22 protein-coding genes and 1 pseudogene are annotated in these 22,101 nt (G+C 72.8%); 7 read left to right on the top strand and 16 right to left on the bottom strand.

Features of this window, described 5'->3' with window-relative positions:
- The first annotated feature begins 334 nt into the window (after window positions 1–334).
- Entirely contained in the window at window positions 335–1,243 is a 909-nt protein-coding gene (locus N6H00_RS30105) for a GNAT family N-acetyltransferase (protein WP_268974973.1), read from the top strand.
- Between the two features lie 124 nt (window positions 1,244–1,367).
- On the top strand, window positions 1,368–3,125 hold the full coding sequence (gene treZ / locus N6H00_RS30100) for a malto-oligosyltrehalose trehalohydrolase (protein ID WP_268974972.1): 1,758 nt from the start codon (window positions 1,368–1,370) through the stop codon (window positions 3,123–3,125).
- Between the two features lie 114 nt (window positions 3,126–3,239).
- On the opposite strand, the gene msrB is transcribed toward treZ, so the two are convergent.
- The 4 genes from msrB to N6H00_RS30080 all read right to left on the bottom strand — a co-directional run bounded on the left by msrB (window position 3,240) and on the right by N6H00_RS30080 (window position 6,799).
- Window positions 3,240–3,647, bottom strand: coding sequence for a peptide-methionine (R)-S-oxide reductase MsrB (gene msrB / locus N6H00_RS30095; protein ID WP_268974971.1), 408 nt, complete (start codon window positions 3,645–3,647; stop codon window positions 3,240–3,242).
- Window positions 3,648–3,661: 14 nt separating this feature from the next.
- Window positions 3,662–5,083, bottom strand: coding sequence for a UDP-N-acetylmuramate--L-alanine ligase (gene murC, locus N6H00_RS30090; protein ID WP_268974970.1), 1,422 nt, complete (start codon window positions 5,081–5,083; stop codon window positions 3,662–3,664).
- Window positions 5,084–5,406: 323 nt separating this feature from the next.
- A complete protein-coding gene (locus N6H00_RS30085; RefSeq protein ID WP_268974969.1) occupies window positions 5,407–5,883 on the bottom strand; it encodes an indole-3-glycerol phosphate synthase in 477 nt (158 codons plus the stop codon).
- Between the two features lie 76 nt (window positions 5,884–5,959).
- On the bottom strand, window positions 5,960–6,799 hold the full coding sequence (locus tag N6H00_RS30080) for a pyrimidine reductase family protein (RefSeq protein ID WP_268974968.1): 840 nt from the start codon (window positions 6,797–6,799) through the stop codon (window positions 5,960–5,962).
- 67 nt (window positions 6,800–6,866) lie between these two features.
- Between N6H00_RS30080 and zapE the strand changes: the two genes are divergently transcribed.
- Both zapE and N6H00_RS30070 read left to right on the top strand, forming a co-directional pair.
- Window positions 6,867–7,994, top strand: a complete 1,128-nt coding sequence (gene zapE / locus N6H00_RS30075) for a cell division protein ZapE (protein ID WP_268974967.1) — start codon at window positions 6,867–6,869, stop codon at window positions 7,992–7,994.
- Between the two features lie 489 nt (window positions 7,995–8,483).
- Window positions 8,484–9,905: an alkaline phosphatase PhoX gene (locus N6H00_RS30070; RefSeq protein ID WP_268974966.1), complete on the top strand. Its 1,422-nt coding sequence runs from the start codon at window positions 8,484–8,486 to the stop codon at window positions 9,903–9,905.
- 21 nt (window positions 9,906–9,926) lie between these two features.
- Here N6H00_RS30070 and N6H00_RS30065 read toward each other — a convergent pair whose 3' ends face one another.
- On the bottom strand, window positions 9,927–10,079 hold the full coding sequence (locus tag N6H00_RS30065) for a hypothetical protein (protein ID WP_268974965.1): 153 nt from the start codon (window positions 10,077–10,079) through the stop codon (window positions 9,927–9,929).
- 10 nt (window positions 10,080–10,089) lie between these two features.
- Window positions 10,090–10,500: a hypothetical protein gene (locus N6H00_RS30060; protein ID WP_443073081.1), complete on the bottom strand. Its 411-nt coding sequence runs from the start codon at window positions 10,498–10,500 to the stop codon at window positions 10,090–10,092.
- 169 nt (window positions 10,501–10,669) lie between these two features.
- On the opposite strand from N6H00_RS30060, the gene N6H00_RS30055 reads away from it, so the two are divergent.
- Window positions 10,670–11,479 (top strand): peptidyl-tRNA hydrolase, encoded by an 810-nt coding sequence (locus N6H00_RS30055; protein WP_268974964.1) that lies wholly within the window; start codon window positions 10,670–10,672, stop codon window positions 11,477–11,479.
- 107 nt (window positions 11,480–11,586) lie between these two features.
- On the opposite strand, the gene N6H00_RS30050 is transcribed toward N6H00_RS30055, so the two are convergent.
- The 3 genes from N6H00_RS30050 to N6H00_RS30040 all read right to left on the bottom strand — a co-directional run bounded on the left by N6H00_RS30050 (window position 11,587) and on the right by N6H00_RS30040 (window position 14,353).
- The gene (locus tag N6H00_RS30050; protein WP_268974963.1) at window positions 11,587–12,189 is read right to left on the bottom strand and encodes a hypothetical protein; all 603 of its coding nucleotides are present in this window, start codon (window positions 12,187–12,189) and stop codon (window positions 11,587–11,589) included.
- Window positions 12,190–12,493: 304 nt separating this feature from the next.
- Window positions 12,494–13,237: a glucose 1-dehydrogenase gene (locus N6H00_RS30045; RefSeq protein WP_268974962.1), complete on the bottom strand. Its 744-nt coding sequence runs from the start codon at window positions 13,235–13,237 to the stop codon at window positions 12,494–12,496.
- A 201-nt stretch (window positions 13,238–13,438) separates the two neighbouring features.
- The gene (locus tag N6H00_RS30040) at window positions 13,439–14,353 is read right to left on the bottom strand and encodes a class I SAM-dependent methyltransferase (RefSeq protein WP_268974961.1); all 915 of its coding nucleotides are present in this window, start codon (window positions 14,351–14,353) and stop codon (window positions 13,439–13,441) included.
- 339 nt (window positions 14,354–14,692) lie between these two features.
- Here N6H00_RS30040 and N6H00_RS30035 point away from each other — a divergent pair, with 339 nt between their 5' ends.
- Window positions 14,693–15,745, top strand: coding sequence for an NAD-dependent epimerase/dehydratase family protein (locus N6H00_RS30035; protein ID WP_268974960.1), 1,053 nt, complete (start codon window positions 14,693–14,695; stop codon window positions 15,743–15,745).
- A gap of 131 nt (window positions 15,746–15,876) precedes the next feature.
- Here N6H00_RS30035 and N6H00_RS30030 read toward each other — a convergent pair whose 3' ends face one another.
- Both N6H00_RS30030 and N6H00_RS30025 read right to left on the bottom strand, forming a co-directional pair.
- Entirely contained in the window at window positions 15,877–16,386 is a 510-nt protein-coding gene (locus tag N6H00_RS30030) for a GNAT family N-acetyltransferase (protein WP_268974959.1), read from the bottom strand.
- Window positions 16,383–16,733 (bottom strand): annotated as a pseudogene (locus tag N6H00_RS30025) (arsenate reductase ArsC); the annotation flags it as partial. The pseudogene N6H00_RS30025 and the gene N6H00_RS30030, both read right to left, overlap by 4 nt.
- A 634-nt stretch (window positions 16,734–17,367) precedes the next feature.
- Here N6H00_RS30025 and N6H00_RS30020 point away from each other — a divergent pair.
- Window positions 17,368–18,597 (top strand): glycosyltransferase, encoded by a 1,230-nt coding sequence (locus N6H00_RS30020; RefSeq protein WP_268974958.1) that lies wholly within the window; start codon window positions 17,368–17,370, stop codon window positions 18,595–18,597.
- A 206-nt stretch (window positions 18,598–18,803) separates the two neighbouring features.
- Here the strand turns inward: N6H00_RS30020 and N6H00_RS30015 are convergent, their stop codons facing one another.
- From N6H00_RS30015 to N6H00_RS29995, 5 genes are all read right to left on the bottom strand, one after another.
- Window positions 18,804–18,992, bottom strand: a complete 189-nt coding sequence (locus N6H00_RS30015) for a hypothetical protein (protein WP_268974957.1) — start codon at window positions 18,990–18,992, stop codon at window positions 18,804–18,806.
- Window positions 18,993–19,264: 272 nt separating this feature from the next.
- Window positions 19,265–19,708 carry a DUF6262 family protein gene (locus N6H00_RS30010; protein ID WP_268974956.1) on the bottom strand — a complete coding sequence of 148 codons (444 nt, stop codon included), beginning with the start codon at window positions 19,706–19,708 and terminating at the stop codon, window positions 19,265–19,267.
- The gene (locus N6H00_RS30005; RefSeq protein WP_268974955.1) at window positions 19,705–19,902 is read right to left on the bottom strand and encodes a hypothetical protein; all 198 of its coding nucleotides are present in this window, start codon (window positions 19,900–19,902) and stop codon (window positions 19,705–19,707) included. Before N6H00_RS30005 ends, N6H00_RS30010 begins: the two co-directional genes overlap by 4 nt.
- 152 nt (window positions 19,903–20,054) lie before the next feature.
- Window positions 20,055–21,170, bottom strand: a complete 1,116-nt coding sequence (locus tag N6H00_RS30000; RefSeq protein ID WP_268974954.1) for a sensor histidine kinase — start codon at window positions 21,168–21,170, stop codon at window positions 20,055–20,057.
- Window positions 21,163–22,008: a response regulator transcription factor gene (locus N6H00_RS29995; RefSeq protein ID WP_268974953.1), complete on the bottom strand. Its 846-nt coding sequence runs from the start codon at window positions 22,006–22,008 to the stop codon at window positions 21,163–21,165. The genes N6H00_RS30000 and N6H00_RS29995 overlap by 8 nt, the downstream gene beginning before the upstream one ends.
- Between the last annotated feature and the right edge of the window lie 93 nt (window positions 22,009–22,101).

Raw genomic sequence — 22,101 nt, 5'->3', positions numbered from 1 at the left:
CCACGCAGGTGCGCCGGCCCGCTCAATGATCTGTCAGGTGCACCTCATCCCGCGCGCCGGTCTGCCGCTCCTTCCCCCTCGTGGGCGGCAGACCGGCACCGCCCGGGAAAAGGCGTGGACAGGGAGAGATCGGCGCCCGTAGAGTGCGGCCACGCCCGTGACCGAGGAAGGAGGCGAGAGCCATGGACATCACGACCATTCCGCGCTCCCGCCCCCTGTCCGCCGGGCGTAACCGCGTCTGATCACGCATCCTCTGAAGCGCGCCTCGTCTGAAGCGCGCATCGCCTGATCAGGCAGCCGACCGGGAGCGCACCACCCTCCTGGAAGGAATCCCATGACCGATCTGGTCATCCGCGCGCTCACCGAGGGCGACGCCCATCTCTTCAACGATCTGCGGGTCCCCGCGCTCGTCGGCCGGGGCCGCTTCGGCCACACCTACGCCACCGTCGGCCAGGGCGGCGAGTACCGCCCCGAGTGGACCTGGGTGGCGCTGCGCGAGGGGCGGGTCGTGGCCCGCGCCGCCTGGTGGGCCGGGCCGAAGGACTCCGCGCCCGTCGCCCTGGACTGGTTCGACTTCGCCGAGGGCGAGGCCGACGCCGCCGCCGAACTGCTGCGCACCGCACCGCTGCGCGCCGAGTACAGCCTGCTGGCCCCGCCCGGCTGGCGCGACCAGCCCGAGGTGCGGGCCGCCGCCCGCGCCCGTGTCGACGCCGCCGTGGCGGGCGGGCTCGAGTTCCTGGTCGAGCGCTACCGCTATGAGTGGACGCCGGAGTGCGGGCTGCCCGAGCGCCCGGGGCGGCTGAAGTTCCGGCCGGAGCCCGAGGACGCGGTGATCGAGGAGGTGCTGCGGCGCATCATGCCGGGCTCGCTCGACGCGCACGACGCACGTGCCATCGCCCGGGGAGGGGTCGAGGCCGCGGTGCGGGAGCTGATGGACTTCTTCTCCTGGTGCCCCTCGCCGCGCGAGTGGTGGCGGCTCGCCTGGACGCCCGAGGGCGAGCTGGTGGGCATTCAGGTGCCCGCGCACAACCCGTCCGGCCCGTGCGTGGGCTTCATCGGGGTCGTCGCGGAGCAGCGCGGCCACGGCTATGCGTACGACCTGCTCGTGGAGTGCACGCACGATCTGGTGGCACGGGGGGCCACGAAGATCGCCGCGGCGACGGACCAGCCCAACCTCCCGATGGCCGCGCACTTCGCCACGGCGGGTTACCCCGTCACGCAGGAGCGCATCGACCTGGTCTGACCGGCGTCCGCCCTGGTCCGGCCGGCGTTGACCCTCGTCCGGCCGGTGTCGTACTGCTGCGCCGTGCGCGCCGTGTCCCGCAGCATGGTCGGGACCGTGGACGGGCCGAGGTGAGGAGACGCCAGTGCTGTTCGAGGTGTGGGCGCCGCACGCCGGGCGGGTCGGGCTCCATCTGGAGGGGCGCGATCGCCCCATGGAGCCCGATCCGGACCGGGAGGGGTGGTGGCGGGCCGAGGCCGAGGCCGGACCCGGGGCGCGGTACGGCTTCGCGCTCGACGACGGTCCGCCGCTGCCCGATCCGCGCTCCCGCCGCCAGCCGGACGGCCCCGAGGGGCTGAGCGCGGTGGTGGACCACTCCCGCTTCCCCTGGGAGCGGGAGTGGTTCGGGCGGCCGCTGCCCGGCGCGGTCCTGTACGAGCTGCACATCGGCACCTTCACCCATGAGGGCACCTTCGACGCGGCGGCCGAACGGCTGCCGCACCTGGCCGAGTTGGGCGTCACGCATGTGCAGCTGATGCCCGTCTGCCCGTTCCCCGGGACCCATGGCTGGGGGTACGACGGCGTGGCGCCCTGGGCGGTGCACGAGCCGTACGGCGGGCCGGAGGGGCTGGCGCGCTTCGTGGCCGCCGCGCACCGGCACGGCCTCGGCGTGGTCCTCGACGTGGTCCACAACCACCTGGGCCCCTCCGGCAACCACCTCCCGGCCTTCGGGCCGTACTTCACCGAGACCCACCACACCCCCTGGGGCGCGGCGGTCAACCTCGACGCGCCCGGCTCCGACGAGGTCCGCGCGTACTTCATCGGCAGCGCGCTGGCCTGGCTGCGCGACTTCCGGCTGGACGGGCTGCGGCTGGACGCGGTGCACGCGCTGCGCGACACCCGGGCCCGGCACTTCCTGGCCGAGCTGTCGGCCGCCGTGGACGCGCTGGCCGCCCGCACCGGCCGCCCGCTGTTCCTCATCGGCGAGTCGGACCTCAACGATCCGCGCACCACCACCCCGCGCGAGGCGGGCGGCCACGGTCTGCACGCACAGTGGAACGACGACTTCCACCACGCCCTGCACACCTTCCTCACCGGTGAACGGCAGGGCTACTACGCCGACTTCGCAGCCGAGGGGCCCGGGGCCCTGGTCAAGACGCTGATGGGCGGCTTCTTCCACGACGGCACCCCTTCGACGTTCCGGGGCCGCCTCCACGGCAGCCCGCTGAACACCCACACCACCCCCGCACACCGGCTGCTCGGCTATGCCCAGACGCATGACCAGGTGGGCAATCGCGCGGTCGGTGACCGGCTCTCCGCCCAGCTCTCCCCCGGGCTGCTGGCCTGCGCGGCGACCGTGGTGCTGTGCGCGCCGTTCACCCCGATGCTCTTCATGGGCGAGGAGTGGGGCGCCCGCACGCCCTGGCAGTACTTCACCGACCACCAGGACCCGCGGCTGGCCGAGGCGGTGCGCTCCGGCCGCCGCCGGGAGTTCGCCGCCCACGGCTGGGCGGAGGCAGACGTCCCCGACCCGCAGGACCCGGCCACCCGGCTGCGGTCCTGCCTCGACTGGCGGGAGCCGGAGCGGGAGCCGCACCGGGCTCTGCTCGACTGGTACCGCCGGCTGATCGCGCTGCGCCGCGCCGAACCGGCCCTGACCGACCCCACCTGGTCGTACACGGGCCTGTCCACCGGCTCGGACGGCTGCTTCAGCTTTCAGCGCGGCCCGCTGCGGATTCTGCTCAACCCGGGCGACCGGCCGGCCGAGACCTGGCTGGGGCCCCGGACCGGCGAGGTCACCGAGGTGGTCGCCGCCTGGCGGCGGATCGAGCGGCCGGGCCCGGACGGCATGCTGCGGCTGCCGCCCGAGACCGCCGCCGTGCTGCGCTGCGGCAGCCGGTGATGTGATCGCGCGGTAGCCAGTGCTCACACGGCACGGTGGCGGGCGGCAGGGTGGCGGCGGCCCGGGTCAGCTGTCCTCTGGGTCAGCTGTCCTCTGGGTCAGCTCTCCTCGGGGTCAGCCCTCCTCGGGGGTCAGCCGCAGTGAGATGGAGTTGATGCAGTACCGCTGGTCGGTCGGGGTGGGATAGCCCTCGCCCGAGAAGACATGGCCCAGGTGCGAACCGCAGCGGGTGCACCGCACCTCGGTGCGGACCATGCCGTGTGACCGGTCCTCGATCAGCTCGACGGCCGAGCTGTCCGCCGGGTCGTAGAACGACGGCCAGCCGCAGTGGCTCTCGAACTTCGTCTCCGAGCGGAAGAGCTCCGCCCCGCACGCCCGGCAGGAGTAGACGCCGACCGTCTTGGTATCGGTGTACTCACCGGTGAAGGCGCGCTCGGTGCCGGCCTCCCGCAGCACGTGGTACTCCTGCGGGGTCAACTCCGCGCGCCACTGCTCCTCCGGCTTGTCGATCTCATACGCCATGGGGACGGACCTCCTCAGTTCTCCGGGCTCTGGAGACGGGCGAGAATCTCCGGACCGAGATCGGTCACATCGCCCGCGCCCATGGTGAGAACAAGGTCACCCGGCTTGGCCATTCCGGCGATCAGCTCGGGGATCGCGGTCCGGTCGTGCTCGGCGGTCACGTCCGCCCCGCGGCGGGCGGCGGCGTCGATGACCAGGGCGCTGGTGACCCCGGGGACCGGGTCCTCACGGGCGGGGTAGATGTCGAGGACGACGGAGGCGTCGGCGAGCGCGAGCGCCTCGCCCATCTCGGTGCCCAGCTCCTGGGTGCGGCTGAACAGATGCGGCTGGAAGACCACCAGGACCCGGCCCTCCCGGGCGCCGCCGCGGATCGCCTCGAGGTCCGCCGCGATCTCGGTGGGGTGGTGCGCGTAGGAGTCGATGACCTGCACCCCGGCGGCGGTGCCCTTGAGCTGGAGCCGCCGCTTGACGCCCGTGTACGAGCCGAGGGCGGGGGCCAGTTCCCCGGCCGGAACGCCGAGGGCGGCGCCCGCGGTGAGGGCGGCGACGGCGTTGAGCGCGTAGTGGCGGCCGGGGACGGAGACGGTGAAGGTGATCTCCGCACCGCCCAGGGAGTCCGCGAGCCGGACGGTGACCTCGCTGGTCAGCCCGTGCGGCTCGATGGCCGTCACCCGTACGTCGGCGTCCTCGTCCTCGCCGTAGGTGAGCACCCGCGGGCCCTCGCCGCCGGTGATCCGGGCGGTCAGCTCACGGGCGCCGGGGTGGTCGGCGGAGATCACCAGCGCGCCGCCCGGCCGGATGCGGCCGACGAAGGTCTGGAACGACTCGTAGATCTCGTCCATCGAGGCGTAGTTGGCGTGGTGGTCGAGCTCCACATTGAGGATGATCGCGACCTCGGGCGCGTACTTGTGGAAGCTGCGGTCGCTCTCGTCGGCCTCGGCGACGAAGATGTCGCCGTCGCCGTGGTGGGCGCTGGAGCCGGGGGCGTCCAGATCGCCGCCGATGACGTACGACGGGTCCAGGCCGAGGGTGCGCAGCGAGACGGCCAGCATCGAGGTCGTGGTCGTCTTGCCGTGGGTGCCCGCGACCGCGATCGGCCGGGAGCCGTCCATCAGCGCGGCGAGCGCGTCGGAGCGGTGCACCACCGGGATGCCGCGCTCACGCGCCGTGACCAGTTCGAGGTTGTCGGGGCGGATGGCGCTGGAGATGACGACGCCGGTGGTGTCGGCGGCGATGTTCTCGGCGGCGTGGCCGATGTGCACGGTCGCGCCGAGCTCACGCAGCGCCCCGACGATCGGCGAGTCCTTGCTGTCGCTCCCCGAGACCCGCGCGCCCCGCATGGCGAGAACCTTCGCCACGCCCGACATCCCGGCGCCGCCGATGCCGATGAAGTGCGGTCGATCCAGCGCGTCGGAGGCGGTGCCGGCCGGTGCCATGTACGGGTCTCCCCTGGTTCTCGGTGTGTGCTGTCGGCCCGATTCTCGCACCCCCGGCGGCCCGCCCCCGCCGATGGCCGCGGAGACCGGGGCCGTGGCTCAGCCCCGGCTCGGTCATGGCGCGGTCCTGGCTCAGCCCCGGCTCAGCCCTGGTTCGGTGCCCGGCTCAGCCCCGGCTCGGTCCCGGCTCAGCCGTCGGCCCGGCCGTGGGCTGGTCCTCGTCCACCGCGTGCGCGAAGAGCCCAACTCCCACACCCCCGGCCCCCCGCCCCGCCGACGGCCGCGGAGACCAGGGCCATGGCTCAGCCCGGCTCAGCCCCGGCTCAGCCGCCGGCCGCGGTCTGGTCCTCGTCCACCGCGTGCGCGAAGAGCTTGAGCACCGGCACCCCCACCTTGTGGCGCGCCCGGGAGGCCCAGTCCCGGTGGAAGAATTCCTCCACGAAATGCGGTGCGGTGAGCACAATCACCTCATCGGCGTGGGTCTCCTCCACGACGCCGCGCAGCACCTCCAGCGGACGGCGCTGGACGACATGGCCCCGGGCCCGGCTCCCGGCCGCCTCGAGCGCCGCCACGGAGTGGTTCAGCGCCCGCTCGGCGGGCTCCAGCGCCTCCGCGCCCTCCGGCTCATCCCCCTCCTGGGCGGCCTGCTCCAGCTCGCCGAGCGCGATGTCGTCGATCGCGCGCAGCAGCCGGTCCTTGCTGCCCCGGGGCTGCATCAGGACGACGAAGGAGACCGGATCGTCGCCGTGCAGGGTGGTGACGAATTCCACGTCGGCGGGGGTCAGGGGCTTCTCAATCATCAATACGCTCGTGAACACGGCGGATGCCCTTCTCCTTCGCACTGCTTTTCACGGGTTAACAGGCGTTTTGTATAAGTTATTGGTAAATCCGACGGTAGCGGGTGAAAAGAAATCCGGCTTCCTCCAAGATGGAAGCGAGAGCGAACTGCTCCGGTTCCGCCAGCCCGGGTCCGTCCACGATCCGCTTGGCGTCCCCCGCGGCGATCAGGGGAGCCACCGCCAGGCACAGCTCGTCCAGTACCCCGGCCGCGGTGAACTGCCCCAGCAGCGTGGGGCCGCCCTCGGTGAGCAGCCGGGTGTGGCCGAGCTCCTTGAGCGCGGTCACGACCGCCGCCGCGTCGACCCGCCCGGACGGCCCCGCCCCGGCGAGCACCACCTCGGCCCCCGCCGCACGGGCCTGCTTCACCCGCTCCTGCGAGGCCGCCGCGCCCGTGATCACGATCGTGGGGACCAGCGGCTCGGTGAACAGCGGCCGCGAGAAGTCCAGGTCCAGGCTCGCGCTCACCACGGCGATCGCGGGCACGGGTCCCTGGCCGAGCGCCGCCCGGCGCTCGGCGAACGCCTTACGGGCGCGCGCCGGCCGATAGCCCTCGCGGCGCACGGTTTCCGCGCCCACCACCACGGCGTCGGCGAGTCCGCGCAGCACCCCGAAGATCCGCATGTCCGCGTCGGAGGACAGGGGCTTCGACCGGCCGCCGTGATGGGCCGCCCCGTCCAGCGAGGACACCATGTTGGCGCGCAGACAGACGCCGGAGGGGCCGTACGGCGGGTCCGGATACGCATAGGCGTCGGCCAGTTCGTCGAGGCCCCATTCACGGTCTTCGGCAAACACATCGGTAAACACAGAGGTGTCGGCAGAGGTTTCGGCGGAGGTTTCGGCGGGCGTTGCGGTAGGCGGGGGGAACAGGCGTCGCATAGGCCGCAGTGTGACATGCCTCCCTCTCGGACGGCGCTCGGGTGAAGAGCGACTACCCTGGATATTCGTGTCTGCACCAACCACCTCATCCGGCTCGGCAGGCCGCATAGCCGCCGAAGCCCCCGCAGCCCCAGCCGCCCTCACCGCCCGTGCGCCGCAGGTTCCGGCGGAGCGCCTGGTCGCCGAGATGGTGCCGCCGCCCCGCTTCGCCACCGTGAGCTTCGACAACTACATCACCGACCGCGACCAGCCCAGCCAGGCCGAGGCGGTCGAGGCGCTGCGCGCCTTCGCCGCACGGCTGGGCGGCGGGCGGGACACGAAGGGCGGTCGCCGCAGGCACTGGTTCCGCCGGGAGACCAAGCCCGCCGCCGCGGCCGACGGCCCGCGCGGGATGTACCTCGACGGCGGCTACGGCGTCGGCAAGACCCATCTGCTGGCCTCCCTGTGGCACGCCACCCCGGCCGCCCCCGAGCTGAAGGCGTTCGGCACCTTCGTGGAGCTGACGAACCTGGTCGGCGCGCTGGGCTTCCAGCAGACCGTGCGCACCCTGAGCGATCACCGGCTGCTGTGCATCGACGAGTTCGAGCTGGACGACCCGGGCGACACCGTTCTGGTCTCCACGCTGCTGGGCAAGCTGGTCGAGGCGGGCGTGGCGCTCGCCGCGACGTCCAACACGCTGCCCGGCAAGCTCGGTGAGGGCCGGTTCGCCGCGGCCGACTTCCTGCGCGAGATCCAGGGGCTGTCCGCCCACTTCCGGACGCTGCGCATCGACGGCGAGGACTACCGCCACCGCGGTCTGCCCGCGGCCCCCGCCCCGCACTCCGACGACACGGTCACCCGGGCGGCGCACCGCGTCCCGGGCGCCTCGCTGGACGCCTTCCCCGCCCTGCTGGAGCACCTGTCCCGGGTACATCCGAGCCGCTACGGCGCGATGTGCGACGGCATCCAGGCGGTCTGCCTGACCGGGGTCGGCCCGGTCCCCGACCAGTCGACCGCGCTGCGGCTGGTGGTGCTGGCCGACCGGCTCTACGACCGCGAGGTGCCGGTGCTGGCCTCCGGGGTGCCGTTCGACCGGCTCTTCAGCGAGGAGATGCTGAACGGCGGCTACCGGAAGAAGTACTTCCGGGCGATCTCCCGGCTCACTGCGCTCGCCCGGGACGCGAAGGAACTGGCCGACGCGCCGGAGAGCAGCTGAGCGGGTGGCTCCCCCGCCGCACCGGTTGCGCGTGACACACATGGTTCCGGTGCGTCGGCGCGCATGACGCGGGAGTTCCCGTGCGTCGGCACGCGTGACGCAGGGGTTTGCGTGCGTCGGCACGCGTGACGCAGGGGTTCCCATGCGCCGGCGCGCATGAGGCAGGGGTTCGCGTGTGTCGGAACGCGTAACGCACGGGTTTGCGTGCCGCGGCGCGCATGGCGCAAGGGTTCCCGTGCGGCGACGCGCATGAGGCAGAGGCTCCCGTGCGCCGGAACGCGTAACGCAGAAGTTCCCATGCGTAGGGACGCGTGACGCAGGAGTTCGCGTGCGCCGGAACGCGTGACGCAGGGGCTCCCATGCGCCGGCGCGCATGACGCGGGCGTACCCGCCGTCACGCGCATGACGCGCGCACGTGGTTCCCGCGCGTCTGCGGGCGTGATACACACATGCGGTCATATTCTCTGTCCGCCAGCAGGGAGTTACCGCATGTCAGCGACACGACGTCAGGTTCTCGGGCGCACCGGCGCGCTGGGGGCCTCCATCGCCTTCACCGGCAGCATCCCCGAACTGTTCGCCGGCACCGCCGCGGCCGCCACACCGGACCCCCGGCCGCTCGGCCAGGGCGGCTACGGCCCCCTCGTCCCCGACCCCGACGGTCTGCTGGACCTCCCCGAGGGGTTCCGCTACCGGGTGCTCTCCCGCGAGGGCGACGAACTGCGCTCCGGCGAGGGCAAGGTCCCCAGCCACTGCGACGGCATGGCCGCCTTCCCCGGCCGCGCCGACGGCCGCCAGGGGCGTACGACGCATCTGGTCCGCAACCACGAGAACCGTCCGAACGCCGCGTTCCGCGTCCCGGCCGTGGAGGGCCTCACCTACGACCCGATGGGGCTGGGCGGCTGCACCGCCCTGGAACTCGGCTCCGGCAACCGCGTACTGTCCGAGCGGGTGGCCATCGCGGGCACCGCGGTCAACTGCGCGGGCGGGCCCACCCCCTGGCACACCTGGCTGACCTGCGAGGAGACCGAGGACCGGGCGGGCACCAACGGCTACGCCAAGGACCACGGCTTCATCTTCGAGGTCGACCCCTACGATCCGCGCCGCACCGGCGCCGTGCCGCTCACCGCCATGGGCCGCTTCCAGCACGAGGCCATCGCCGTCGATCCGCGCAGCGGCGTCGTCTACGAGACCGAGGACGCCTTCGAGAGACCCTTCGGGCTCTTCTACCGCTTCCGGCCCAAGAAGCCGCTCGGCGGCATCGGCTCGCTGCGGGCCGGCGGGGAACTCCAGGCGCTGCGCGTGCCGGGAGTGCCCGATCTGTCCACCATCCAGGAGCCGGGCACCGCTTTCGACCGCGTCGAATGGGTGGACGTGCCCGACCCGCTCGCCCGGCAGACCCCCATCCGCTTCCAGGACTTCGGCCCCGGAGGCATCACCCACGCCCAGAAGCTGGAGGGGTGCTACTGGGGCGGCTCGTCGGTCTACTTCGTCTCCAGCTTCGCCAAGAGCGCGGACGGCTCGGCGGCCGACCACTTCGGCCAGATCTGGCGGTACGACCCCGACCGGCGGCGCCTCACGCTGGTGATCGTCTTCGGCCCCGAGACGGATGTCCAGCTGCCCGGTGAGTCCCCGGACAACATCACGCTGGCGCCCAGCGGCGGCCTGATGGTCTGTGAGGACGGCAACGGCGCCCAGCACGTCTTCGGGCTGACCCGGCACGGCGAGGTCTACCCGATGGCACGCAATCGGCAGGCTGTGCCATCAGCCGCTGCCGCGGCGGGCGGCACACCGAAGGACCCCGAGTGGGGTGAGTTCGCGGGCGTCACCTTCGCGCCGGACCGCCGCACGATGTACGTGAACTGCTACACCCCGGGCACCACCTTCGCGGTGACCGGGCCCTGGCGCCACTAGGGTTATGACCGCCGCCTACGCCTAGCCGGAGCAGGCGGTGCGCTGGGCCTCCTGCCATTCGCAGACGGGACACAGCGTCGCTCCGGGGCGCGAGGCGGGGTACTCGGTGGGCTCGCCGCACCGCACGCAGTCGGCGTACGGCGGGCCCTCGGGAAGGTCCGTACGGTCGTCCATGACCCGAACTCTACGACCGGCGAGAGCTGAGCGCGCAGGCCGGCGCGGTCGCCCCGGCGGCGGCCGCGCCGGTCAGGGCCAGGGGCAGCAGCGGCATCGGCACGGTGCCGCTGTGCGAGCCGTCGACCAGCCCCGACACGGCGGCGTTCGCGGGCGAGGCGCCGGCCACCGACACCAGCAGCGCGGCGCCCAGGGTGGAGGGGATCGCCCAGCCGGGGCGGCGCAGCAGCGGCCGGTCGCACAGCGCGCCGACGGCCGCGCCGAGCAGGGCGCACGCGACCGCGGCGAGCAGTCCGGCGACGGTCGCCTCCGGCACGGGGACCCGGTGCCGGTGGTCCGCACCGTGCGGATCGCTGACGGCCGCGACGAACAGCGTCCCGGCGGTGCCGAGCACCAGCGCGGCGCCCAGCGCGGTCAGCACGGAGGCAAGGTGCACCCGGCCCGGCCCCACCGACGCCGCCGCGGCGCAGGAGCGACGCCGCAACGGGCTCGCTGGTGACGCACACCCGCACCAGCCACTCCCCCGCCCCGCGCGGCCTCTCCCGCGGCCTGTCCGGCGGCCCCTCCCGCGGTCCTGGCAGACTGGGCGCGTGACCAGCACCGAGACCGATACCCCCAGCCCCCGCACCAGCCCCTTCCGGCACGCCGAGTCCGACCGGGACGCCGCGCCGCAGTTCGTCCTGCCCATGGTGGTCCGGATCGAGAAGGCCGCGCCCCCGACCCGTACGGACGCCCTGGAGACGGCGGCGCGGGCGGTGCTGGTGCTGCTGTCGGACGAGCGGGCGACGGCCGAGGGCGGCGAGTGGGCCCAGGCCGTACGGGACTGGCAGGACGCCCGGATCCGCAAGGTCGTACGGCGGGCGCGCGGCGCGGACTGGCGGCGCGCGGCCGGGCTGCCGGGCATCACGGTCACGGGCCGGACCCCCGCCTCGGCCGCGGCCGCTGCCACGGCCGAGGACGGGGACGGGTCCCCGTCGGCCGCCGAGGTGCGGGTGTTCCCGCCGGTGCCGCTGGACGGCTGGCCCAAGGAGCTGGCCAAGCTCCAGGTCTCCGGCACCGACCTGGACGACCCCGAGCCGCCGGCCGCCCCCGATCTCACCGGTCCGGTGCTGTGGCTGAGCCCCCATGTGCGGATGTCGGCGGGCAAGGCCATGGCCCAGGCCGGGCACGGCGCGCAGCTGGCCTGGTGGGAGCTGGACGACGCGGCGCGGGCGGCCTGGCGCGGGGCCGGGTTCCCGCTGGCGGTGCGTACGGCGTCGGCCGAGCGGTGGGACGAACTCACCAGGAGCGGGCTGCCGGTGGTGCGCGACGCGGGGTTCACCGAGATCGCCCCCGGGCTTACCGTTGCGGTCGAAGGGGGCACCCGGTTCTGCCCTCTGCCCGGCAAGCCGCGGCGGTAAGCGAGCCGAGCGGCTGCCGGCGGCGCGACCGCGTCCATGCGCCGGGGTGGCAGGCCGCTGCGAACAGCAGCCTGGCCCCCAGCCCGGCGGGACTCCCGGTTACGGCACTATCCGACGCTGAGATCGAAATCGGTCACGTACCAGGCGTTGTTGATCTCGGACGCCTTCACCTTGACGTCCAGCTGTCCTGACGTCAGCCCGGTGGAGTTGGACAGGATGACCTTGTCGAGGGTCTGCCCGTCGATGGTGACCTTGTTGGCGGGAACCACCGCCTTGTCGCCGGTGACCGGGGCCTGCGCGACCTCCACCTTCGGGTCACTCGTGGCGGGCTTGGGCGTGAACGACTCGCGGAGCCTCCCGATGCTCTCCTTCATTTTCCGCACATCGGGCTGGTCGCTGTTGCACATCGAGGCGCTGCCGACCCGCACCGGGGACGCATCGGTGTCCGCCATCACCAGGCACGCCCGCGTCGGCTGGTTCTTGATGATCGCGGTGACCCACTCGGCAACCGCGCCCTCCGCGGACTGGCGGGCGGCCGCGGGCTGTGCGGCCTCCTTCTTCGCGTCGGCCGTGGCCGAGCTGTCCGCGGTCGGCTTCTTCTCGGTGGTGGAGCTCGTGTTGTTCGAGCACCCTGTGACACCCGTGACCACCGCTACCACCGCGGCCCCGGCGATCCAGCCGACGGTCCTCTCCGCAGAGCGCTTTGACACCATTACGGCCATCCTTTCCAAGTACAGACCCTCATGCCCCAATGTCCCCCGGAGGCATCTCTCGTCGAGATGCCGCATCGATTTACGGAGACACGGTATGGGCAGTGGATCAGGTCGGGGCCGGGGGGGTGACGGGCACGGCTACGACGCCGGGCCGGACAGTCCAGGTGCCGGGCCGGACACTCCAGGTGCCGCGCCGAAGAGGCCGCACGCGCGGTCTCCGACTCCGCCACCGCCGCCGCGCGTGCACGGTGGTGGCGGACCACCCGGCGCTGCGGCGGCGGTAAGGACGGTGGACGGGCGGTCAGATCTGGGAGCCGCCGCCGTCCACGGCGAGTTCGGCGCCCGTGGTGAAGGTGGCGTCGAACGCGAGGAACGCGACCGCCCTGGCGACCTCGGCGGGGGTGCCCATGCGCAGCATCGGGTTGTCCGCGGCCATCTGTGCCTTCGTCTGCTCGGCCGCCTCCTTGGGCATCGACTTCTCCAGGATTCCGGAGTCGATCGGGCCGGGGCTGACCGCGTTGACGCGGATCTTCCGCGGGAGCAGCTCCCGGGCCAGGCCGCGGGTCATGGAGCGCAGCGCCGCCTTGCTGGCCGCGTACGCGCTGAGCGCGGGCAGGCCCAGCACGTTCGCGACCGAGGTGGTGAGCACCACGCCGCTGCCCTCGGCCAGCAGCGGAACCAGCTTCTGCACCGTGAAGTAGGGGCCCTTGGCGTTGATGGTCAGCAGCTGGTCGAAGAGCTCCTCGCTGGTCTCCTCGAACGGCGCGAAACCGTTGACCCCGGCATTGGCGAACAGGGCGTCCACCGTGCCGAATTCGGCCTTCACCCGGTCGGCCAGCGCGTCGATGTCGGGCAGCGACGCCGCGTCGCTGCGGACCGCGATCGCGTTGTCGCCGAGCTGGTCGCGGGCGGCGTCCAGGGTGGCCTGGTTGCGCCCGGTGATCAGGACGCGCGCCCCTTCCTCCACGAGCAGCTGGGCGGTGGCCAGACCAAAACCGCTGCTGCCTCCCGTGATCACGACATGCTTACCGTCGTACTTGCCCATGGCGGACACACCCCATCTGTGGAATCGGCTTCTGATGCTCGGCCCGGCCGGGCGGTCCCGGCCGGACACCATCGAGTCAACAGCCGTCTGCGCTGGGGCGTCCAAGACCTGTTTCGCACCCCGCCATACAGGAAGCGCATAACGAACGGGCCCCGGTGCGGCCCGGTGCGGCCCGGTGCGACAGTCCGGTCCGGGGCGGTCCTACCCCCTGCGGCGGCGGATCGCACGGGTGACGACCGGCGGGAGGACGTCGGCGGCGATCCGCCGGACCGTGGTGGGACGGCGTGTGGCGGGACGGGCGGGCCCCGGTGCGGTGGGGGCGGGGCGCGGCGCCGGGGCGGGGTCACGCGGCTCATGGGCGTAGCGGGACGGGGGCGCGGCCGGGTTGGCGGGCTTCCCCGAGAACCGCAGCACCCTCCGGCCCGCGATCTCCTGCACGCTGGTGTGCATCCCCTTGCGCCACTCCTCGTCCGCGAGCAGCTCGTCCTGGATCGGCTCCGGGTCGCCCCAAGTGCCGTAGAGCTTCTGCGTGGACAGGCAGATGGGCCGCAGGCCCCGGGTGAACACCGCCTCCCAGGCCGCGGCGGCCACCCCGGGGGTGTGCTCGGAGCGGAAGTCGTCGAGGACGACGAGCCCGTCGGACACCAGCGCGGTGTGCGCGGTGTCGATGTCGCCCGCCACGTGCTCGTACAGATGCGAGGCGTCCACGTGGATGAAGCGGCAGGTGTCCGCGCCGACGTGGTCGGGCACGACGGAGGTCGGGCCCTGGATGACGTACGGCAGCTCGTTCCAGAACGCCAGGTAGTTCTGCTCGAAGGCGGTGCGGGTGAGGGTGGAGTACGACTTGCGCGCCTCCGCCGCGTTCTTCTCGTCCGGCGCCTCCCCGTCGAAGAGGTCGCAGACCGTGAACCGCTCGTGCGACCGCAGATAGGCGGCGGTGAAGATGGCGCTCTTGCCCATGTAGACGCCCATCTCCATCAGGTCCCCGTGCTGTCCGAGGCGCTCCTGACGGCTCAGGAAGCGGTCGAACAGCACTTGGTCGAGGCTGGGGAACCAGCCCTTGACGTCGTTGAGGTTGCGGGGACGCTGGGCCGCGGGGGCGGTGGTGACCGTCATGTGGCTCTCTGTTCGTCGGTGGCGGCGGTCGGGAGAGACGTGTCGGTGGATGTGTCGGGTGGACGCGCCGGGTGGATGTGATGTCGGTGGACGCGTGTCGGGTGGACGTGTCGGGGCCGCGTGTCGGGTGGATGTGTCGGTGGACGTGTCCGGTGCCCCGGGGACGCGAACGAGGTCCCGGAGACGCGAACGGGCGCCACGGTCGCAGTGGAAGGCAACGCCGGGCCGTCCCTCTTGTGACCATTCTGTGACCACGCCTCCGCCATAAGGTCTTACGGAGCGGTGACGGCCCGGCGCGGACGCATGCCCCGCCGCCCGCTCGGGCCTAGCGTCCTCCCCATGCGCGTACTGGTCACCGGAGGTGCGGGCTTCATCGGCTCGCACATCGTCACCGCCCTCATCGATCACGGCCATGAGCCGGTCGTCCTCGACGCCCTGCTGCCGGCCGCCCATCCGACGCCGCCTCCCGTGGACGGGGAGTGGCACCACGCCGATGTGCGGGACCGGGAGGCGGTGACCGCGGCGCTGGGCGGGGTGGACGCCGTATGCCATCAGGCGGCGATGGTCGGACTCGGCAAGGACTTCGCGGACGCCCCGGCCTATGTGGGCTGCAACGACCTGGGCACGGCGGTGCTGCTGGCGGCGATGGCCGAGCGCGGGGTGCGCGAGCTGGTGCTGGCCGGGTCGATGGTCGTCTACGGGGAGGGGCGCTACGACTGCCCCCGGCACGGCCGGGTCCGTCCCGGTCCGCGCGCCGAGGCGGATCTCGCGGCGGGCCGCTTCGAACCCGGCTGCCCGGAGTGCGGCACGCCGCTGCGGCCCGGTCGGGTGGCGGAGGACGCACCGGCCGATCCCCGCAATGTGTACGCGACCACGAAGCTGGCCCAGGAGCATCTGGCGGCGGCCTGGGCCCGGTCGGTGGGCGGCCGTGCGGTGTCGCTGCGCTACCACAATGTGTACGGGCCGGGGATGCCGCGCGACACCCCGTACGCGGGGGTCGCCTCCTTCTTCCGCTCGGCCCTGGCGCGCGGCGAGGCACCCACGGTCTTCGAGGACGGCGGTCAGCGCCGCGACTTCATCCATGTCCGGGACGTGGCCGCGGCCAACGTCGCCGCCCTGGAGGCGGCGCCGGAGGCGGTGGCCCCGTCCGCGCTGACCGCGTACAACACCGGCAGCGACGACCCCCATACGGTGGGCGAGATGGCCGCGGCCCTGGCCACGGCGTTCGGCGGCCCGGCGCCCGTGGTGACGGGCGGATACCGGCTGGGCGACGTACGGCACATCACCGCGTCGTCGCGGCGGATCCGCGAGGCGCTGGGCTGGCACGCGGCGGTCCCCTTCACCGAGGGCATGACCGAGTTCGCCCACGCCCCACAGCGCGCGGGAGCCTGAGTTCCCCCCACGCCCCACGGCGCGCGGGTCTGAGCGGGTGTGACTGAGCGCCGTAGTTGGCGAGTGAGCGCTTTAGTTGGCGGGTCCTGAGCGTTGTACTTGGCGGGTGCCGGGGGCAACTTCGGCCTTGGTCAGGTGACGGTGGGGCTGCGGCGTTCGATCAGGACGACGTCGCGCCAGGCACCGTGGTGGCGGCCGACGCGTTCGCGGGTGCCGATGATGCGAAAGCCTGCTTGCTGGTGGAGGCGGAGGCTGGCGGTGTTCTCGGGGAAGATGCCGGACTGGATGGTCCAGATCCCTGCCGCTTCGGTGGACGCGATCAGTGCGTCGAGGAGGGCGGCTCCGACTCCGTGCCGACGGGCTTCGGGGTGGACGTAGACGGAGTGCTCCACCACGCCCGCGTACGCGCAACGGTGGGAGACCTTCGTGGCGGCGATCCAGCCCAGGACGTGCCCGTCGGTGTCGAGGGCGACATGGCGGTGGTCGGGGAGTTTGGCGGCGTCGAAGGCTTCCCAGGTGGGTGCGGTGGTTTCGAAGGTGGCGTTGCCTTCGTCGATGCCGAGTTGGTGGATCGCCAGCACGTCTTGGGCATGCTCGGCTGTCAGTTCGGTGATCCGGAGGGTGCCGGTGCTGGAGGTCATGTGGGGTTTCCGGTGGTGAGTTCGTCGATCAGATTCTGGACGCGGGTGCGGATGTCGTCGCGGATCGGCCGTACTGCCGCTGTTCCTTGTCCGGCTGGGTCGTCGAGTTTCCAGTCGAGGTAGGTCTTGCCGGGGAAGACGGGGCAGGCGTCGCCGCAGCCCATGGTGATGACCACGTCGGATGCCTGCACGGCGTCGACGGTGAGGATTTTCGGGGTTTCGGCGGCGATGTCGATGCCGACCTCGGTCATCGCCTCCACGACGGCGGGGTTGACAGTGTCGGCGGGGGCGGATCCGGCGGAGCGGACCTCGATGTGGTCGCCCGCGAGGTGGGTGAGGAAGGCGGCGCCTTCCCCACAGCCGCGGGCAGCTCGTGGTCCCGGACCTGTTCGTGGGTGAGCAGGATGCGTTCCACGTGGCTCCAGCAGTCCGTGCGGGCCACCCAGTCCCGTTCGATATCGGCACCCGAGGCGTCGAAGTCGCCGACACTTCTCCGGGGCGCCACGAGTGTGCGGGTTGGAGTTTCCGCAGTTCAGGAGCGGTCGCGAGCACTGTAGCTGATGCAACACGCGTGGTGCACGGGGCCTACACGTCTTCGTCGTCTTCGGCGACCGGCTCGGCGGACGCGCGGCGAACGATCTTCCTCACTGTCCCTCGCAGGGAGCGCAGCAGCTCCCGCTCGGCATCTTCCGTCCGGGCCTCGATGTTCCACTGCCGGATGCCGTCGACCAGGCTTCGATGGAGTGCACAGCTCGTCGGAGATCCTCCGGGGCCGACGGCACCGCCGTACGCGGCGGGCCGCCGCTTCGAAAGGAGGTCGTCCGTCCATAACGGACGCCAAAAGGCAAAGGCAAGGAGGTTACCCACTCCTTGCCATGCTCAACGTATAGCGCACCAGGGGGCTTGCGGCAAGACCCCCGGCGTGCCGCAGAATCGCCGGTCGAAGCCAGAACCTACAGAAACGGGTGTCGCGAAGTGCGTGTGTTGTTATCGACGTATGGGTCGCGCGGGGACGTCGAACCGCTGGTGGGACTCGCGGTGCGGTTACGGGAACTCGGCACGCAGGTGCAGGTGTGCGCGCCGCCGGACGAGGACTTCGCGCAGCGGTTGGACGGTGTGGGCGTGCCGCTGGTGCCCGTCAGCCGGTCGGCGCGGGCGTTGACGAAGGAGGCCCCGCCGGCGTCGAGCCTGCCGCAGCGCGCGGCTGAGGTGATCGCCGGGCAGTTCGACGCGGTCACCGCGGCGGCCGAGGGATGCGACGTGCTGGTGGCGACAGGGATGATGCCGGCCGCGGCCGGAGCGCTGTCGGTGGCCGAGATGCTGGGCATCCGATCCGTGTCCGTGACCTTCCAGCAGCTCACCCTGCCGGCGCCGCACCGCCGGCCACTGGCGTATCCGGGGCGGCCGTTCCCGCCGGAGGTGACCGACAACCGGGTGCTGTGGGATCTGGACGCTCAGAGCATCGACGCGCTGTTCGGCGAGGCGCTCAACACGAACCGGGCGGCGGCCGGTCTGCCCCCGGTGAAGCACGTCCGCGACTACGTCATCGGCGACCAGCCATGGCTGGCGACGGACCCGATCCTGGACCCGTGGCAGGAGACACCCGACCTCGACGTCGTTCAGACCGGCGCGTGGATGGTGCCGGACGAACGCCCGCTCCCGGCCGAGTTGGTGGCGTTCCTGGAGGCCGACGCGCCACCGGTGTACGTGGGCTTCGGCAGCATGCCGATGCACGCCTCGACGGACGCCGCCCAGGTGGCCATCGAGGCGGTCCGCGCGCAGGGCCGCCGCGTCGTCATCGGGCGCGGCTGGGCGGACCTGGCGCTGATCGACGGCCGGGAGGACTGCTTCGCCGTCGGCGAGGTCAACCATCAGGCACTGTTCGGCCGGGTAGCCGCTGTCGTGCACCATGGCGGCGCGGGTACGACGACGACGGCCGCCCGGGTCGGCGCCCCCCAGGTAGTGGTCCCCCAGTTGGCGGATCAGCCGTACTGGGCCGGCCGGGTGGCCGAGTTGGGCATCGGCGCGGCACACGACGGTCCGACCCCGACCTTCGAGTCCCTGTCGGCCGCGCTGAGCACGGCCCTGAGCCCCGAGACCCGCGCACGAGCGACCGCCGTGGCCGGCACGATCCGCACCAACGGGGCGACGGTGGCCGCGAAGCTGCTGCTCGACACGGTCAGCGGAAAAAGGCCGGCAATGTCCGTGTAAACCACGCCGGATCGTCGAGCCCCACGCCCCACGCGGAGGTCACGGGCAAAAGCACGCCCCCAACGCTGCACTCTCGCACCAGACCTCGACGCGGCGGCTCTGCGGGGCCCACAGGTTGCGCCGGTAGCCTTCCGCAGCGCGCTCCATGGCTCCTCGATGGAGTCGTACTGGAGCTCCTGCCGCACCATGCGGGTTCCGTCGGTGATCTATTCCCACGGGATCTTCCCGGACTCCCGCATATAGCCCAGTTCCCGGACGACGACCGAGTAGTTCCGGCACGAGGTGCCGGTGTCCTTGTCCCACAGCCGTCCGATGCCCAGGTAGTAGACGTGGCGCACGCTGCACGGCCGCGCCCCTTCCGCGATCGAGGACATCGCCTCGCGCAGGGCCTCCACCTGGTTCTTTGTCCGGCGGGAGCTTTTACGAAGCTATAAAACGCCATACTTCCAGTGAACGCCCGAGGCGGTGTCGCCGTCACCGCCTCGGGGCGCCCTGCGCCGACTCCCGGCCGTGCAGCGGCTGGGAACCGGGCCCTCGCGCGTTTCAGCTGGTCACGGGCTGCTTGATCAGTCGGTGTGGCGGTTGAGCTGGGCCATCAGCTCGCGGTTGGCGGCGCGGGCGGCGGCGAGGTCGTCGTCACGCTCCTGGCGTTTCAGCTCCAAGTCGATCACCTGTTGTTCGAGGGGGTGATCCGGGCCTTGAGCTGTTCGGTGTCCTCGGGGCCGCCGATGCCGGACTCACGCCAGACCTGCTCGCCCAGGACCTCGCTGAGGCGCGCTTCGAGGCGGCGGACCTGGGCGGCGAGCCGGGCGGTTCGGGCGTCGGCGGCCAGCAGATCGGCTTGCAGGGAGGCCCGGCTGACGGCAGGGCCGCGGCTCCCGGGGGCCGTGGGCGGCTCGGCGGCCTGGGCGTGGATCTGGCCGAGCAGGTCGCGGTGGCGGTAGAGGAAAGTGCGGTCGACGCCGGCGCGGCGGGCGATCGCTGCGACGCTGACGTCCGAGCCGTCCTTCGCGGCCTGGGCCAAGGCCGCGGGCACGCGCTGGCGCCGTCGTCCGGTGTCGGCCCGGCGGCCCTCGATCATCGCCTGGACGGTGGGGCCGGGTGCGGTCATGCGGGTCGCTCCGGTCGAAGGTCGGGCAGGGACTGGCGGATGCGGGGCATGCCGAGGAAGTTCTGCCGCATCTGGCGGACGACCTGGGCGGCCCGCTGGATCTCGGCGCGTTCGGCTTCGGTGAGCGTCTCGACGTCCTCGGTGACGCGCTGGATCAGACGTCGGATGCGGGTGATCTCCGCGTCCGAGGGCATGGCCTCGGCGCGGGCCCAGTCGTCCGCCTCGGCCGTCGACCTCAGCTTCTCCCTTCCGAGACGAGCCGGTAGTGGACGGCGGGCCCTCGCGCGGCGCCCCCAACGGCAGACCCCCACGCGGCACACCCGACGGCGGGCCCTCGCGTGGGCGCTCAGGTGGGGGTGGCGGCGGGGAGGCGGACCTCGAAGCGGCAGCCGCCCTCGACGTTGCGGACCGCGGCCTGTCCGTCGTGGGCCTCCACGATGCCCCGGACGATGGCGAGGCCCAGACCGGCGCCCGCCGGGGGTGTGCGGGCGTGGCTGCCGCGCCAGCCCGTGTCGAAGACGCGCGGAAGGTCCTCCTCCGGTATCCCGCCGCAGCCGTCGGTGACCGACAGCACGACGGTGTCCGCCTCGCGCTCGGCGGCCACCGCGACCGTGCCGTCCGCCGGGGTGCGGCGGACGGCGTTGACCAGGAGATTGCCGAGTACACGGGTCATCTCCTTGCCGTCGACCTCCACCGGAACGGGGTCCACACGGCCGCCGATCACCTGGACCCCCAGCTCGCGGGCGAGCGGATCGACCCCGGCCAGGGCGTCGCCGACCAGGTCGTAGACGGAGATCCGGGTGGGGGCGAGGGACAGCGCTCCGGCGTGGATGCGGGAGAGCTCGAAGAGGTCGCCGACCATCGTGTTCAGCCGGTCCACCTCGGTGCGGATCCGGCGGAGGTAGCGGGCCGGGTCCGGGGCCACCCCGTCCTCCAGCGCCTCGGACATCGCGCGCAGCCCCGCCAGCGGGGTGCGCAGATCGTGGGAGATCCACGCGACCAGCTCCCGGCGGGAGGACTCCAGGGCTCGCTCACGCTCGCGGGAGGCGGCGAGCTTGGCGCTGGTGGCGGCCAGTTCCCGGCCGAGCGCGGCGAGTTCGGCGGTGGCCTGGCCGTCGGGGGCGGCGAAGCTCCCGCCGTCCCCGAACGAGCGGGCGGCGAGCGCCAGCGCGTTGCTGCGCGCCACCACCCAGCGGCCCAGCAGCAGCGCGGTGGCCAGGGACACCACGGCGGCCATGGCGCAGACGGTGGTGACCACCGTCAGGTCGTGCGGGGACAGGAACATCGCCCAGGCGACGGCCAGCGTGCCGGTGAGCATCGCCGTGACCGCGACGGCGGCGACGACGGTCAGGGACACCGCGACCGAACGGCCGCGCACCAGCCGCAGCGCGAACGCGCCCAGCAGACCGGCCGCCGCCGCGCCGAGGAAGGCGAACGCCGCCATCAGGAACACATCACGCATCGCGGCCCCGCCCCGGTCCGCCGCCCCGTCGCTCGTCGCGTCCGTCGTTCCGTCCGCCGCCCCGTCCCTCGTTCCGTCCGTCGCCCCGCCGCTCGTCGTGTCCGTTGCCGGCGGCCTCGGGCGGGGCGTCGAAGCGGTAGCCGACGCCCCACACGGTCTGGATGAGCCGGGGCGCGGCGGGATCGTCCTCGACCTTTCCGCGCAGCCGCCGCACATGGACGGTGACGGTGGACAGATCGCCGAAGTCCCAGCCCCACACCTCGCGCATCAGCTCCTCGCGGGTGAAGGCCACCCCCGGGTGGCGCACCAGAAACGCCAGCAGGTCGAACTCGCGCACGGTCAGCGCGAGTTCCCGGCCGTCCCGGGTGGCGCGCCGGGCCAGCGGGTCGATGGTGATCCCGGCCCGGTGCGCCACACCGCCCCGGGCGGTGGCGGACGAGGCGGAGCCGTGCGGACCGGTCCGGCCGCGGCGCAGCACCGACTCCACCCGCAGCACCAGCTCCCGTGGGCTGAACGGCTTGGTGACGTAGTCGTCCGCGCCGATCTCCAGGCCGAGGATCCGGTCCTCCTCGTCGCCGCGGGCGGTGAGCATGATGACCGGCACCGGGCCCTGGTCCCGCAGCGCGCGGCACACCTCGAGCCCGTCCATACCGGGCAGCATCAGGTCGAGGACGACCAGGTCCGGCCGGCGGGCGGCGGCGCGGGCGAGCGCGCCGGGGCCGTCGGCGGCCCGGTCCACGGCGAAACCGGCCCGGCCGAGGTATCCGGCGACGACCTCGGCCACGGTCGGGTCGTCGTCCACGACGAGCACCCGGCCGGCTGGTGGGTTCTGTTCCATGCCGTACAGCGTGGCACCAGGAGCGGTCGCCAGGGCCGGGCGGGAACCCGCGGCCTGGCCGACGTCCGTGTTTCGTAAGAACCTGAAGCCCGG

It is taken from the genome of Streptomyces sp. S465 (genome assembly GCF_026898115.1).
In the GTDB taxonomy this organism is placed as follows: Bacteria; Actinomycetota; Actinomycetes; order Streptomycetales; family Streptomycetaceae; genus Streptomyces; species Streptomyces luomodiensis.
Note: the sequence above shows the minus strand (reverse complement) of the source record. Positions and strands in the feature narration are given on the sequence as shown.

Excerpts from the sequence above, each read along its gene's own strand:
- N6H00_RS30035 (WP_268974960.1), top strand. The coding sequence starts at position 14,693 with ATGCGCGTACTGGTCACCGGAGGTGCGGGCTTCATCGGCTCGCACATC.
- N6H00_RS30105 (WP_268974973.1), top strand. The coding sequence starts at position 335 with ATGACCGATCTGGTCATCCGCGCGCTCACCGAGGGCGACGCCCATCTC.
- N6H00_RS30045 (WP_268974962.1), bottom strand. The coding sequence starts at position 13,237 with ATGGGCAAGTACGACGGTAAGCATGTCGTGATCACGGGAGGCAGCAGC.
- N6H00_RS30085 (WP_268974969.1), bottom strand. The coding sequence starts at position 5,883 with ATGATTGAGAAGCCCCTGACCCCCGCCGACGTGGAATTCGTCACCACC.
- N6H00_RS30040 (WP_268974961.1), bottom strand. The coding sequence starts at position 14,353 with ATGACGGTCACCACCGCCCCCGCGGCCCAGCGTCCCCGCAACCTCAAC.
- msrB (WP_268974971.1), bottom strand. The coding sequence starts at position 3,647 with ATGGCGTATGAGATCGACAAGCCGGAGGAGCAGTGGCGCGCGGAGTTG.
- N6H00_RS30030 (WP_268974959.1), bottom strand. The coding sequence starts at position 16,386 with ATGACCTCCAGCACCGGCACCCTCCGGATCACCGAACTGACAGCCGAG.
- N6H00_RS30005 (WP_268974955.1), bottom strand. The coding sequence starts at position 19,902 with ATGCCCTCGGACGCGGAGATCACCCGCATCCGACGTCTGATCCAGCGC.
- N6H00_RS29995 (WP_268974953.1), bottom strand. The coding sequence starts at position 22,008 with ATGGAACAGAACCCACCAGCCGGCCGGGTGCTCGTCGTGGACGACGAC.
- N6H00_RS30080 (WP_268974968.1), bottom strand. The coding sequence starts at position 6,799 with ATGCGACGCCTGTTCCCCCCGCCTACCGCAACGCCCGCCGAAACCTCC.
- N6H00_RS30000 (WP_268974954.1), bottom strand. The coding sequence starts at position 21,170 with ATGCGTGATGTGTTCCTGATGGCGGCGTTCGCCTTCCTCGGCGCGGCG.
- N6H00_RS30010 (WP_268974956.1), bottom strand. The coding sequence starts at position 19,708 with ATGACCGCACCCGGCCCCACCGTCCAGGCGATGATCGAGGGCCGCCGG.
- N6H00_RS30065 (WP_268974965.1), bottom strand. The coding sequence starts at position 10,079 with ATGGACGACCGTACGGACCTTCCCGAGGGCCCGCCGTACGCCGACTGC.
- murC (WP_268974970.1), bottom strand. The coding sequence starts at position 5,083 with ATGGCACCGGCCGGCACCGCCTCCGACGCGCTGGATCGACCGCACTTC.
- N6H00_RS30070 (WP_268974966.1), top strand. The coding sequence starts at position 8,484 with ATGTCAGCGACACGACGTCAGGTTCTCGGGCGCACCGGCGCGCTGGGG.